Genomic DNA, 12,494 nt, shown 5'->3' on the forward strand with positions numbered 1-12,494 from the left:
CCTCCCGGCACACCCGCACCACACCGAGGTAGACCGGATTCGGAACGTCACCCTCCTCCGGTCACAAAAGAAACGTTAGGAACCAACCGTGAAGGCACTTTCACAGAAACGGCGCCACCCCATCGCCGGGCTCGCGCTGCTGCTTCTGGGACTTCTCATCACCGGCGGCCTGTACTCCGTCGCCAGCACCATGAACCAGGCACAGGCCTCCAACACCGGTTCTAGCTACAGCGCAGAGGACATCACCGAGGGCGAGAAGCTGTTCAACGCCAACTGTGCCACCTGCCACGGCGTCGAAGCCGTCGGCACCGAGGACGGACCGACCCTGGTCGGAGTCGGCGCCGCCTCCGTCAACTTCCAGGTCGGCACCGGACGCATGCCGATGCAGATGCAGGGACCTCAGGCCCAGGCCAAGCCGAATCAGTTCAGTGAAGAACAGACCGCTCAACTGGCCGCCTACGTCGCCTCCCTCGGTGCCGGTCCGGCCATCCCGGACGAGCAGTACCTGGACACGGATCACGAAGACGTGGACCTGGGCAACGGCGGCACGCTGTTCCGCGTGAACTGCGCCATGTGCCACAACGCCGCTGCTGCCGGCGGTGCCCTCACGCGCGGCAAGTTCGCCCCCGAGTTGGCCGGCGTCTCCGAGCAGCACATCTACGAGGCCATGATCACCGGCCCGCAGAACATGCCCGTCTTCAGTGACGCCAACATCAAGCCGGAGGACAAGCGGGACATCATCGCCTTCCTCAAGCAGATCGAGAGCCAGGGCTCCCCGGGCGGCGCCTCCCTCGGCTCGCTGGGTCCGGTGTCCGAAGGCCTCCTGGTCTGGACCGGAGGACTGGCAGTCCTCATCGGCTTCATGGTCTGGCTGACCACGCGGTCCTCCTGACCTGACGGCGCCGTGGGGGCGCCGGCCACACACAACGTCACATCACTCAAGCAAAGGATTCAGATCTATGTCTGAGCAAAGCCACGGAGGCCCGGACCACACGGGCGCCGTTGAGCACGCCGGTGTGGAGGAGTCGGGCAAGTACGCCATCGACAACCCCGGCCTCCCGCCGCACCGGCCGCGACTGGCAGACGAGGACCCGAGGGCCGCCAAGCGCGCGGAGCGCCAGGTCGCCTTCCTGTTCGGCATCTCCATCGTGGGCACCCTCCTGTTCTTCGTGGGCTACTTCGTGGTCGGCCAGATCGGCCCTGACACGACGATCGCCACGGTCCGTCTCCAGAACATGCTCCTCGGACTCGGCACTGCCTTCGCCATGCTGGGCATCGGCGTCGGTATCGTTCACTGGGCCAAGACTCTGATGCCGGACCACGAGACCACCGAGCTGCGTCACGAGGTCCGCACCGAAGCCGATCGCCAGATTGCCGTCGGCATGATCGAGGACATCGTTGACGAGACCCAGGTGAAGCGCCGCCCCCTGCTGCGCAACACCCTCATCGGCGCCGGCGTCCTCGCCGTCCTGCCCGCGATCGCCATCTTCCGTGACCTCGATGACACAGACAACCGCAGCGAACTGGCTGCCGAGAACTTCGGCCCGGAGCGCCTGCGGCACACCATGTGGGCACCCGACGTCCGTCTGGTGCGCGACCCCACCGGGACCCCGATCAAGGCCTCCGACGTCACCATCGGCTCCGCCTTCCACGTGATCCCGGAAGGCCTCAACGAGCTCGACCCGCACGAGATGCTCAACCAGAAGGCCAAGGCCGTCGTGCTGCTCATGCGCATGAACCCCGAGGACATGTACGTCTCCCCCGAGCGTGAGGACTGGAATGTCGACGGCATCGTCGCGTACTCCAAGGTCTGCACGCACGTCGGCTGCCCCGTCGCGTTGTACGAACAGCACACCCATCACCTGCTGTGCCCCTGCCACCAGTCGACCTTCGACCTGGCGCGGGAGTGCAAGGTGATCTTCGGCCCGGCCGGCCACGCGCTGCCGCAGCTGCCGATCAGAGTTAATGAAGAGGGCTTCCTGGTCGCTCAGAGCGATTTCCATGAGCCCGTTGGACCGGCATATTGGGAGCGTGGCTGATACTCATGAGCACCTCAACCACCACCGAGTACCAGGCCTCGACCCCCACGGGGAAGATCGCGAACTTCATGGACACCCGTGCCGGACTGTCCCCCATGGTCAAGGAGTTCGGCCGCAAGATCTTCCCGGACCACTGGTCCTTCATGTTCGGCGAAGTCGCCCTCTACACTTTCATCATCCTGTTGATGTCGGGCACCTTCTTGACGCTCTTCTTCGACCCCTCCATGGCTCACACCACGTATGAGGGCTCCTACAAGCCGCTCTACGGCGTGGAGATGTCCGTGGCCTATGCCTCGGCACTGGACATCTCGTTCGACATCCGCGGCGGCCTCTTCATGCGCCAGGTCCACCACTGGGCGGCTCTGCTGTTCGTGGCGGCCATGTCGGTGCACATGCTCCGCGTGTTCTTCACCGGTGCCTTCCGTCGCCCACGCGAGCTGAACTGGGTCGTCGGCTGCACACTGCTCATCCTGGGCCTGGCCGCCGGCTTTACCGGCTACTCCCTTCCCGATGAGATGCTCTCCGGCAACGGCCTGCGCATCATCGACGGCGTCGTGAAGGCCATCCCCCTCATCGGCACCTACATCTCGTTCTTCCTCTTCGGCGGCGAGTTCCCCGGTGACGACATCATCGGGCGTCTGTACATCCTGCACGTGCTCGTGGTGCCGGCTCTGATCCTGCTGATGATCGTCATCCACCTGTTCATGGTTGTGGTGCACAAGCACACTCAGTACCCCGGCCCGGGCCGCACGGAGAACAACGTGGTCGGCTACCCGGTCGGCCCGGTATACGCGGCCAAGGCCGGTGGCTTCTTCTTCATCGTGTTCGGTGTGGTGGCCCTGCTCGGTGGCTTCTTCACCATCAACGCGATCTGGAACTACGGCCCCTACGATCCCTCGCCCGTCCAGGCAGGTACCCAGCCGGACTGGTACATCGGCTTCGTTGACGGCGCGCTGCGCCTGATGCCGGGCTGGCTGGGAGAGTTCTCGTTCAAGTGGGACATTCCCTTCCCGTGGGGTACCAATACCCTCGCGCTGGGCGTCTTGCTGCCGGCCCTGGTTCCTGCAGGCATCCTCTTCTCCGTCATGTTCGGTTGGCCGTGGATCGAACGGTGGATCACCAAGGACAACCGCGAGCACCACATCCTGGACCGTCCGCGCAATGCTCCGACCCGCACCGGCGTCGGTGTGGCCGGCATCATCTGGTACTGCGTCATGTGGGCTGCGGCCTCTTCTGACCTGATCGCCACGCACTTCTCCGTCTCACTGAACGACGTGACGTATTGGTTGCGCGCGCTCTTCGTATTCGGTCCGTTCATCGGCTTCATTATCACGAAGCGCGTGTGCCTGGCCCTGCAGCGCAAGGATCGTGAGATCGTGTTGCATGGTCGCGAGGCCGGTGTCATCGAGATGACGCCGGAGGGAGAATTCCGTGAGCGCCATGAGCGCCTGGACGACTTCCGCCTCTACAAGCTCGTCAGCTTCGAGAACAAGAAGCCCATTCCGGCTCAGCCTGGCCGTGACGGAAAGATCAAGGCCGCGGAGAAGCAGCGGGCCAAGTTCAACCGCTGGTTCTACGAGGAGCGCGTTGAGCCGGTGACCCGTGAGGAGCTGGCCGAGGCCAAGTCCCATGACCACTCGGACGTTCCGAGTGCCGTGGAAGGCCAGAGCGGCCAGTCGTCCATCGGTCACTAACCGAAGATCTTCACAGCAGAAGGGCCCCACTACGGTGGGGCCCTTCTGCTGTTCCAGAGTGCATCCGCGTCATCGTGACAACGTCCTTCGGTAGCACTCTCGGTACTTCTCGGTGGCCTCTGGTCACCACTGGAACGCTGTTCTGGCGAGTGGAGCTCAGCCATGATCACCAAGCACAGGGACGTGGAAATCGTCCTCGAGGTCCATGTGGGCACGGGCCAACACCACGCCCGCCCACGGAGGCCAACCTGCGCGCCCAGTACGCCTCGATCGTCGAGCTTGAGGCCGCCTGTGAGGCGTTCACGGCCAAGCCAAGGTCAACACCCGCCGGCACCGGGAGACCGCCAGGGTGCCAGCGGAGGCACTGGCTGAGGAGCGGGCTCGGTTGCACGTGCTGCCGGCCGCCCCGCACACCATGGCGCTGGGCACGACACGGATCGTGAACACCGACCAGACCATCCGCTTCGGCTCGGTGCGGTATTCCACCCCGCCAGGACTCGTGGGATCAGAAGTGTGGGTGCGGGCGGCTGGCTCCGAGCTGGTGGGCGCGGCCGATCTCGACGCCCTGCCGGTGGCCCCGGCGTGGGCCGGAGACCGACGGGGACTCACCGGGGTCGCCCGCCACCGGCTGGCGACCCCGGGCAATCCGAGGATCGATTTGTGCCACTATCCCAACCACCCGCAGGACCCCGACGGGGCACCCCGGCCGCCACGGCCGGCCGATTCGCCGAAGACGACCTCGCCGCCATCGTGGACCACCAGGCCACCGGGGCCAGCCCGCAGAGCTCGTCGCCGCAGAGACCCATTCCGCGCAGCCTGGCACCGGCGCCTGGGCCGGCTTCACCACGACCAGCAAGGAACCCACCACGTGAACTCAACCATCACAACCTCCACTGCCTCGGCGGTGAGGCCGTCCCCGCCATTGCCCGAGGAACTCACCGAGGTCCTCAAGCGGGTGCGGCTGCCCCACCTGCGGGCCGTAGCTCCGGACGTGCTGGCCACCGCCACAGCCCAGCGGTGGGACCCCACCGAGGTGCTGCGCGTGCTGTTAGCCGAGGAGATCCGCGGCCGGGACGAGGCCCCCAAGGCCGCCCGCCGTAAGGCCGCCGCGCTGCCGTCCGGCAAACGTTCGACTCGTGGCGCGAGGCTGACTCCTCGATCCCGGCACAGACCCAGTCCGCACTGGCCACCTTGGAATGGGTCCACCGCATCAACCGAGCCGAACTCGACCTCGTTGACGACATCGGCATGCTGCCCACCGGGCAGGCCGCCGCCGAAGCGTTCTACCGACTCGTCGAGGCCACCGCCGGACGAGGAGTCAAACCCCTGACCTGACTGACAGGGAGATCAACTGACCGCGGGCAGGGAGACCCAATGTCCGCCCACGGGGAAATCCCGGTGTCCCTTGACAGCCGCATAGGATTCTATGCCAGCAGCATCCTCCGAGCTCTGCAAGAGTATCCTCTGGCCGTCGCCAGCCCAGCGTCTGATCCACCGGAGATGGCGCCGGTGAGCGGCTTCTATGGCCTCGTGGACGCTGTTGAGTTGTGATGGTGCCCGTGCGCCGGCGGCTCGGGAGAGACTCGGTCACGCTCGCTCCCCCGCACTCGCACCATCAGGCCGGTCGACACGTGGAGACGGTGAAACGGCTGAGGCCGGGAAACCCACGTGGGGTTTCCCGGCCTCAGCCGTTGCTACTGCCGCGCCTGCGGAGCGGATCAGATCAGTGGGCGTGATCACCCTTCGAGTACTCGAAGACCCAGCCGACCAGGAAGTAGATGCCCACACCGACGCCGATGAAGGCGATCCAGGCATCGATGGCGAGACCGAGCACCAGTGCAGCGCAGGCCAGGCCGAGGCCCAACGGCCACCAGCTCCACGGAGCGAAGCTTCCGTAGGTGCCGGCGTACTGCGAGATCTCTCCGTGCTCGTCGTCATCCGGGCCCTGGCCGAACTTGCGCTCGGTGAGCCAGAGGAAGACGGCGACCATCAGGGAGAGGCCAGCCACGGCGTAGAGGGCGGGGATCCCGGCCCATTCGGTCCACCGGACCCAGAAGCCGTAGACCGTGGCCACAACGATCAGGAAGACACCGAGGATCGTGAACAGCTTGACATTGGTTCTCACTTGGCAGCCGCCTTTTCTCCGAAGACCTCGGGCTCATGCTGCGGGGACGTCGGCAACAGTTCGGGGTGGTGCAGGTCCAGTGCCGGACGCTCCGAACGGATCCGCGGCAAGGAGTGGAAGTTGTGGCGCGGGGGCGGGCAGGAGGTCGCCCACTCCAGGGAACCACCGAAGCCCCAGGGATCGTCCACGGTGATCTTCTTGCCCTTGCGCGCCGTGGTGTACACGTTCCAGAAGAACGGGATCAGCGAGGCGCCCAGGACGAAGGAGAAGATTGTGGAGAACTGGTTCATCAGGGTGAAACCGTCCTCGACCATGTAGTCGGCGTAGCGGCGCGGCATGCCCATGACACCCAGCCAGTGCTGGATGAGGAAGGTGCCATGGAAGCCGATGAACAGCATCCAGAACTGGATCTTGCCCAGACGTTCGTTGAGCATCTTGCCCGTGAACTTGGGCCACCAGAAGAAGAAGCCCGCGAACATGGCGAACACCACGGTGCCGAAGACCACGTAGTGGAAGTGCGCCACCACGAAGTAGGTGTCGGAGACGTGGAAGTCCAGCGGCGGCGAGGCCAGGATGACACCGGTCAGGCCACCGAAGAGGAAGGTGACCATGAAGCCGAGGCTCCAGAGCATCGGGGTCTCGAAGGTGATCGAACCACGCCACATGGTGCCGATCCAGTTGACGAACTTCACGCCCGTCGGGACGGCGATCAGCATGGTCATCAGCGAGAAGAACGGCAGCAGCACGGAGCCGGTGACATACATGTGGTGCGCCCACACGGTCACGGACAGTGCGGCAATGGCCGTGGTCGCGAAGACCAGGGTCTTGTATCCGAAGATCGGCTTGCGGCTGAAGACCGGGATGATCTCCGAGACGATGCCGAAGAACGGCAGCGCGATGATGTAGACCTCGGGGTGCCCGAAGAACCAGAAGAGGTGTTGCCACAGGATGGCGCCACCATTCTCCGGATCAAAGATGTGGCCCCCGAAACGACGGTCCATGCCCAACGCACCCAGTGCCGAAGCCAGCGGGGGGAAGGCCATGATCACGAGAATGGCGGTGATCAAGGTGTTCCAGGTGAAGATCGGCATGCGCCACATCGTCATGCCCGGGGCGCGCATCGTCAGGATGGTGGTGATGAAGTTGACGCCACCCATGATCGTGCCGAAGCCCTGCAGGAAGAGGCCGAAGACCCAGAGGTCACCGCCCACTCCCGGCGAATAGGTGGTGTTGGACAGCGGCGCATAGGCGAACCAGCCGAAGGACGCGGCACCCTGCGGGGTGAGGAAGCCGGCCACGGCGATGATGGAGCCGAACAGGAAGAACCAGAACGCCAGGGCGTTCAGACGGGGGAACGACACATCCGGTGCACCGATCTGCAACGGCATGATGACGTTGGCGAAACCGATGAACAGCGGGGTGGCGAACATCAGCAGCATGATCGTGCCGTGCATGGTGAACAGCTGGTTGTACTGCTCCTTGGTCTGCAGCAACTGCATGCCCGGCTCGAAGAGCTCGGCGCGGATCAGCAGCGCCATGACGCCGCCGATGCAGAAGAACAGGAAGGAGACGATCAGGTACATGTACCCGATGGTCTTGTGGTCGGTACTGGTGATCCAGTTGACGATGATCTTGCCCTTGGACTCGGGCACCACCCGCGGCTGAGCCGCAGCCGCGTCATCCGTGGCGTATTCGTAAGTGGTCATCAGTTCTCTCCCTCGACCGTCGAGTCTTCGCCACCGGTCGGGCCGCCGGCGTCCTCGCGGGTGGTTCCGTCACCCTGAAGGGGCACTTCCTGGTTCTGGGCGCCATCCGGATGCTCATTCGGATTGCGGTTGTACTCGTCGCCCACGTGGCCGTCTTCCATCTGGGACAGCTGCGAGGTGAACTCCTGCTCCGAGACGACCTCGACGTTGAAGAGCATCTCCGAGTGGTACTCGCCGCAGAGCTCCGCGCACTTGCCCTGGAAGGTGCCCTCCTCGGTGGGCGTCAGGTACATGAAGTTCGACTTGCCGGGGACCATGTCCAGCTTGCGCAGGAACGCGGGAACCCAGAACGAGTGGATGACATCGCGCGACTTCAGCTCGAACTCGACCGGAACATCGACCGGCAGGTACAGGGTCGGCAGGGTCTCTTCGACACCCTCGGTGCCGTCGAGCTGCGCCTGGACGCCCTGGTAGTGCTTCTCTTCGCCCTCGTAGCTGTAGTTGAAGTCCCAGGCCCACTGCTTGCCGTAGACCTCCACGGTCAGCGGAGAGTCCTCCACGGGGGTGTCGATCTCACGCTGGACACGGTCGGTGAAGCCCCACAGGGTCAGCACCATGATGACCGGCACGACGGTGAACAGCGTCTCCATCGGGACGTTGTACGCCATCTGACGCGGGTAGCCCTTGTCATGCTTCCGCCGACGGTAGGCGACCATGCACCACAGCATCATGCCCCAGGCCGCCAGGCCCACGATCAGGGCTGCGATCCAGGAGTTGACCCACAAATCAGTGATCTGGGCGGACTGGTTGGTGGTCTCCCGTGTGCCGGGCAGGAATCCTCGTTGAACCTGCTCCGAACAACCGGACAGGACCATGGCTGCCATGACGGCAAGCGCTCCCCCCTTCAGGAGACGCCTGCCACGGCTGCCGGCTTGATTCTGCGATCTCACAGACGGCCCTTCCTCTTCAATCTCGAGTGCGAATGCCTCCCGTGGCCGCGCTCTCCCCAGACAATGTCTGGGCGGGAACGAAAATGCCACAGGGGGACCCCTAGGTTTACTACCTACTGTAGAGCTTACCGCCCTGGTCGTCTGCCCTATGACACGCAAAAACGTCGGGCATCCGAACCATTTCCTGGCTCGGATGCCCGACGTCGCGTGGTACAGAAGACCTAGTGGAAGGAATCACCGCAGGCACAGGAGCCACCGGCGTTCGGGTTGTCGATGGTGAAGCCCTGCTTGGAGATGGTGTCCTCGAAATCGATCGAGGCGCCACTGAGGTACGGCACGCTCATCTTGTCCACGATGACCTCGACGCCGTCGAAGTCTCGCAAGGCGTCGCCGTCCAGCACACGCTCATCGAAGTAGAGCTGGTAGATCAGGCCGGAGCAACCGCCCGGCTGCACGGCGACGCGCAGACGGAGATCGGTGCGGCCCTCCTGCTCCAGCAGGGTGCGCACCTTGGCGGCGGCCACATCGCTCAGCTGGACCTCGTGGGCGTCCAGGCCTTCTGCCGGCTGGGCAGTCGGGATCTCGGTCTCGGTGGATTCTGCGGAAACGCTCATGCTCGCTCCTTCGTCTGCGTGCGTGCTCCCCCGGTTCGGCGACGGGCCGATCGGTGGGGCGGCCCGGAGGCCACTCTCCCCGGTCCCAACACCCGGTCCGGACGGTTCATTCCCGACGACCGGATCGAGACCTTCGGTGTCTGTCGAGTCTAGGTCAGTGACCGACGGCGGCCAACAGCAGGGCTTCTGCCAGCACGGCGTGTCGGAAGTCGCCCAGGTGCAGGGACTCATTGGCCGAATGGGCCCGGGAATCCGGATCCTCGACGCCGGTGATCAGCAGGGTTGCCTCCGGGAACAGCTCCACCAGGTCGGCCGTGAACGGAATGGACCCACCCATGCCAGCTTCGACCGGCTCGGCCCCGAAGGCCTCCCGGAGGGCCGCCATCATCGACCGGGCGGCGGGAGCGGAGGTGTCCGTGGCGAAAGGCTGGCCGGTCTCCCCCGGCTCGAAGATGACCTCCGCGCCCAACAGCGCGGTGGATCGAACCGACTCCACGTGATCACGCACGGCGGCCATCGCCGTGACCGGGTCCATGCCCGGACCCAGGCGCAGGCTGAACTTCGCGCGCGCCTCGGGCAGCAGGGTGTTGGACGCGACGTCGAGCCGGGTCACGTCCGTGCCGATGATGCTCAGGGCCGGCTTGTTCCACAGGCGGTCCGCCAACGGCCCCGTGCCGGCCAGCCGCACGGAGTCCAGCACGGAGGAGTCGGCGCGGTAGTCCGCCTCCGGGTACTCGATCGACGAGTGGTGCTGCTGCTCGAGGCCGGCGATGGCCACATTCCCCTCCTCGTCATGCAGGGTCGCTATCAGGCGCGCCAGCAAGGTCGGAGCGTCGAGCACCGGGCCTCCGAACATGCCCGAGTGGACGGCGTGGTCCAGGACCCGGACGCCGATGGTGCCATCCACGAGTCCCCGCAATGACGTGGTCAGAGCCGGGACGCCGATTCTCCAGTTGGCGGAGTCGGCCACCACGATGACGTCGGCCGCCAACTTCTCACGGTGCCGTTCGAGGAAGGTCCGGAAGGTCGGAGAGCCGGCTTCCTCTTCCCCCTCGATGAAGAAGGTGACCCCCACGCCCGAGTCGGCGCCGGCGTCGAGCATGGCTTGCAGGGCGGCGAGGTGCACCATGATCCCCGCCTTGTCGTCCGCCGCCCCACGGCCATAGAGCCGGCCGTCCTTCTCCACGGCGGTGAACGGCTCGGTCTCCCAGAGCGCCAGCTCCCCCACCGGCTGGACATCGTGGTGCGCGTAGAGCAGCACGGTCGGCTTCCCCGGCTGCGCCGGACGGCGCGCGACGACGGCCGGTCCCCCCGGGCGTTCCGTGCCGTCGGTCTCCACCAGCGTCTCCGTCAGGATCTCCACGTCCTCCAGCCCCAGCGACCGGATCAGTTCGGCGACGGCCTGGGCGGATCGTTCGAGCGGAGCGCGGTCGAAGGAGTCCCAGGCGATGCCGGGGATGGCCACGAGCTCCTTGAGCGTGGCCACCGTCTGCGGCAACCGCTCCTCCACGGCAGCGGTGACCCGCGCGATCGTCTCGGGGTCGAGGTCAAGGGCGGGCGGGGTCTGGGGCGTCTCAGGCATGAGGCCCAGCCTAGCGAGATGGCAGCCGTCACAGCATTGACTCCCGGAGGCTCCGGCTCCGCCTAGAATGGATGGGTGTTTGGACGCAAGAAGACCGAGACCCCCGCCCCTGAGTCGGCGCCCGTGATCGAGACCCCCGAGCAGACGGCCGCGCGCCATCAGGCCAAGAAGGGGCCGACGCCGACGCGCGCGGAGCGGGAGGCCGCCCGCCGCCGTCCGCTGGTGCCGGAAGATCGCAAGGCGGCCCGCAAGGCCGCTCGCGATGCGGAGATGGTCGAGCGCCAGAAGATGCGCGTGGCCATGGAGACCGGCGATGAGCGGAACATGCCGCTGCGTGACCGCGGCCCGCAGAAGCGCTACGCCCGTGACTGGGTGGACGCCCGCACCGGTGTGGGCGAATGGCTCATGGTGATCGTGCTGGTCTACGTCTTCCTGGCGTTCCTGCCCCAGTCAGACCTGCAGATCTGGCTGACCTTCTCCCTCTGGGCCATCGTGCTGCTGGTGGTGCTGGAGGGCGTCCTCATCTCCTTCCAGCTGAAGAGACGTCTGGCGGAGAAGTTCGGTGAGGTCGAGCGCGGCGTGCGCTGGTACGGCGTCATGCGGGCCATGCAGCTGCGCAAACTGCGTCTGCCCAAGCCGCAGACCAAGCGCGGTCACTTCCCCGACTGATCCACGCGAGGTGGCCGCGACTACCGCGCCAGCTCGCGGTTGATCCGGGCCGCCCAGAACGGTCCCTCGTAGAGGAACGCCGTGTAGCCCTGCACCAGATCCGCCCCCAGCTCGAGCCGCTCACGGACATCCGCACCGGTGGTGACCCCGCCCACGGAGATCAGGGCCACCGTATGCGGCAGCGCGTCGCGCAGCCTGGTCAGGACCTCCAGCGACCGTTCCTTCAGCGGTGCCCCCGACAGGCCCCCGGCCCCCATGGTCTCGATCTCGGCAGCGGGCGTGGCCAGCCCCTCCCGGGCAATCGTCGTGTTGGTGGCGATGACCCCGTCCAAGCCCAGTTCCACGGCCATCGCGGCCACGGAGTCCACATCGTCGTCAGCCAGGTCCGGGGCGATCTTCACGGCCAGCGGCACGTGACGGCCCGTGGTCCGATCCGCCTCCTCGCGCACCGCGGCCAGCAGCGGTGCCAGAGCCTCGATGTCCTGCAGTTGGCGCAGTCCCGGCGTGTTGGGTGAGGACACGTTGACCACGAGATAGTCGGCGTGGACTGCCAGGGCCGCAGTGGAGGCCAGGTAGTCCTGCGTCGCCTCCTCAAGTGCCACCGTCTTGGTCTTGCCGATGTTCACCCCGAGTACCGGTCGACGCCGGCCGAAACGCCGGGTCAGCGTCTGCCGGGTGGCCTTCAGCCGCGGAGCCACCGCGCGGGCGCCGTCGTTGTTGAAACCCATCCGGTTGATGAGCGCCCTGTCCTCGACCAGGCGGAACAGGCGCGGAGCAGGATTGCCCGGTTGTGCCTCACCGGTGATGGTGCCGACCTCGATATGGCCGAAGCCGAGGTCCGCCAGGGCCGCCGTGCCCAGGCCCTGCTTGTCGAAGCCCGCCGCGAGTCCGAACGGCGAGGGGAAGTCCAGGCCCATCACCCGCGTCGTCAGTGTCTTCGCCGGCCGCGTGGCCCGACGAAGGCCCACTGAGGCACCGGTGGACTCCGCCGCACGGATCATCGAGAAGCCCACGTGATGCGCCTTCTCGGCGTCCATGCCCTTGAAGAACGTGTTGAAGAAGGCTGGATAGAGGCGGGCCTCGCGCGGCAGAGCAGTCATGCACTTATGGAACCA

General features: G+C 65.9%; 11 protein-coding genes and 1 pseudogene. 6 read left to right on the plus strand and 6 right to left on the minus strand.

What is annotated here, in order from left to right:
- Nucleotides 1-88: 88 nt before the first annotated feature.
- The 5 genes and pseudogenes from BOSE125_RS06630 to BOSE125_RS17945 all read left to right on the plus strand — a co-directional run bounded on the left by BOSE125_RS06630 (nucleotide 89) and on the right by BOSE125_RS17945 (nucleotide 5,068).
- On the plus strand, nucleotides 89-892 hold the full coding sequence (locus BOSE125_RS06630) for a cytochrome c (RefSeq protein ID WP_159551094.1): 804 nt from the start codon (nucleotides 89-91) through the stop codon (nucleotides 890-892).
- 67 nt (nucleotides 893-959) lie between these two features.
- Complete coding sequence (locus BOSE125_RS06635) at nucleotides 960-2,039, plus strand: ubiquinol-cytochrome c reductase iron-sulfur subunit (RefSeq protein ID WP_159551096.1); 1,080 nt, start codon at nucleotides 960-962, stop codon at nucleotides 2,037-2,039.
- A 5-nt stretch (nucleotides 2,040-2,044) separates the two neighbouring features.
- Nucleotides 2,045-3,733: a ubiquinol-cytochrome c reductase cytochrome b subunit gene (locus BOSE125_RS06640; RefSeq protein ID WP_159551098.1), complete on the plus strand. Its 1,689-nt coding sequence runs from the start codon at nucleotides 2,045-2,047 to the stop codon at nucleotides 3,731-3,733.
- A gap of 415 nt (nucleotides 3,734-4,148) precedes the next feature.
- Nucleotides 4,149-4,214, plus strand: a pseudogene (locus BOSE125_RS18245) (hypothetical protein); the annotation flags it as partial.
- A 710-nt stretch (nucleotides 4,215-4,924) separates the two neighbouring features.
- The gene (locus BOSE125_RS17945) at nucleotides 4,925-5,068 is read left to right on the plus strand and encodes a hypothetical protein (RefSeq protein WP_236557853.1); all 144 of its coding nucleotides are present in this window, start codon (nucleotides 4,925-4,927) and stop codon (nucleotides 5,066-5,068) included.
- 388 nt (nucleotides 5,069-5,456) lie between these two features.
- On the opposite strand, the gene BOSE125_RS06650 is transcribed toward BOSE125_RS17945, so the two are convergent.
- The 5 genes from BOSE125_RS06650 to BOSE125_RS06670 form a co-directional block, all read right to left on the minus strand.
- Nucleotides 5,457-5,858 carry a cytochrome c oxidase subunit 4 gene (locus BOSE125_RS06650; RefSeq protein ID WP_159551100.1) on the minus strand — a complete coding sequence of 134 codons (402 nt, stop codon included), beginning with the start codon at nucleotides 5,856-5,858 and terminating at the stop codon, nucleotides 5,457-5,459.
- A complete protein-coding gene (gene ctaD, locus BOSE125_RS06655; RefSeq protein WP_159551102.1) occupies nucleotides 5,855-7,564 on the minus strand; it encodes a cytochrome c oxidase subunit I in 1,710 nt (569 codons plus the stop codon). The genes BOSE125_RS06650 and ctaD overlap by 4 nt, the downstream gene beginning before the upstream one ends.
- Nucleotides 7,564-8,439, minus strand: a complete 876-nt coding sequence (gene coxB, locus BOSE125_RS06660) for a cytochrome c oxidase subunit II (protein ID WP_159554832.1) — start codon at nucleotides 8,437-8,439, stop codon at nucleotides 7,564-7,566. The genes ctaD and coxB overlap by 1 nt, the downstream gene beginning before the upstream one ends.
- A gap of 296 nt (nucleotides 8,440-8,735) precedes the next feature.
- On the minus strand, nucleotides 8,736-9,128 hold the full coding sequence (locus tag BOSE125_RS06665; RefSeq protein ID WP_201301153.1) for an iron-sulfur cluster assembly accessory protein: 393 nt from the start codon (nucleotides 9,126-9,128) through the stop codon (nucleotides 8,736-8,738).
- 154 nt (nucleotides 9,129-9,282) lie between these two features.
- Nucleotides 9,283-10,710 (minus strand): dipeptidase, encoded by a 1,428-nt coding sequence (locus tag BOSE125_RS06670; protein WP_159551104.1) that lies wholly within the window; start codon nucleotides 10,708-10,710, stop codon nucleotides 9,283-9,285.
- A 75-nt stretch (nucleotides 10,711-10,785) separates the two neighbouring features.
- Between BOSE125_RS06670 and BOSE125_RS06675 the strand changes: the two genes are divergently transcribed.
- Nucleotides 10,786-11,379 carry a DUF3043 domain-containing protein gene (locus tag BOSE125_RS06675; protein ID WP_159551106.1) on the plus strand — a complete coding sequence of 198 codons (594 nt, stop codon included), beginning with the start codon at nucleotides 10,786-10,788 and terminating at the stop codon, nucleotides 11,377-11,379.
- Nucleotides 11,380-11,399: 20 nt separating this feature from the next.
- Here BOSE125_RS06675 and BOSE125_RS06680 read toward each other — a convergent pair whose 3' ends face one another.
- A complete protein-coding gene (locus BOSE125_RS06680; protein ID WP_159551108.1) occupies nucleotides 11,400-12,479 on the minus strand; it encodes a quinone-dependent dihydroorotate dehydrogenase in 1,080 nt (359 codons plus the stop codon).
- Between the last annotated feature and the right edge of the window lie 15 nt (nucleotides 12,480-12,494).

The organism is Citricoccus sp. K5 (genome assembly GCF_902506195.1).
GTDB lineage: Bacteria > Actinomycetota > Actinomycetes > Actinomycetales > Micrococcaceae > Citricoccus.

Bases quoted from the DNA above. Each gene is read 5' to 3' on its own strand.
- BOSE125_RS06635 (WP_159551096.1), top strand. From the start codon at position 960: ATGTCTGAGCAAAGCCACGGAGGCCCGGACCACACGGGCGCCGTTGAG.
- BOSE125_RS06640 (WP_159551098.1), top strand. From the start codon at position 2,045: ATGAGCACCTCAACCACCACCGAGTACCAGGCCTCGACCCCCACGGGG.
- ctaD (WP_159551102.1), bottom strand. From the start codon at position 7,564: ATGACCACTTACGAATACGCCACGGATGACGCGGCTGCGGCTCAGCCG.
- coxB (WP_159554832.1), bottom strand. From the start codon at position 8,439: ATGGTCCTGTCCGGTTGTTCGGAGCAGGTTCAACGAGGATTCCTGCCC.
- BOSE125_RS06665 (WP_201301153.1), bottom strand. From the start codon at position 9,128: ATGAGCGTTTCCGCAGAATCCACCGAGACCGAGATCCCGACTGCCCAG.
- BOSE125_RS06670 (WP_159551104.1), bottom strand. From the start codon at position 10,710: ATGCCTGAGACGCCCCAGACCCCGCCCGCCCTTGACCTCGACCCCGAG.
- BOSE125_RS06680 (WP_159551108.1), bottom strand. From the start codon at position 12,479: ATGACTGCTCTGCCGCGCGAGGCCCGCCTCTATCCAGCCTTCTTCAAC.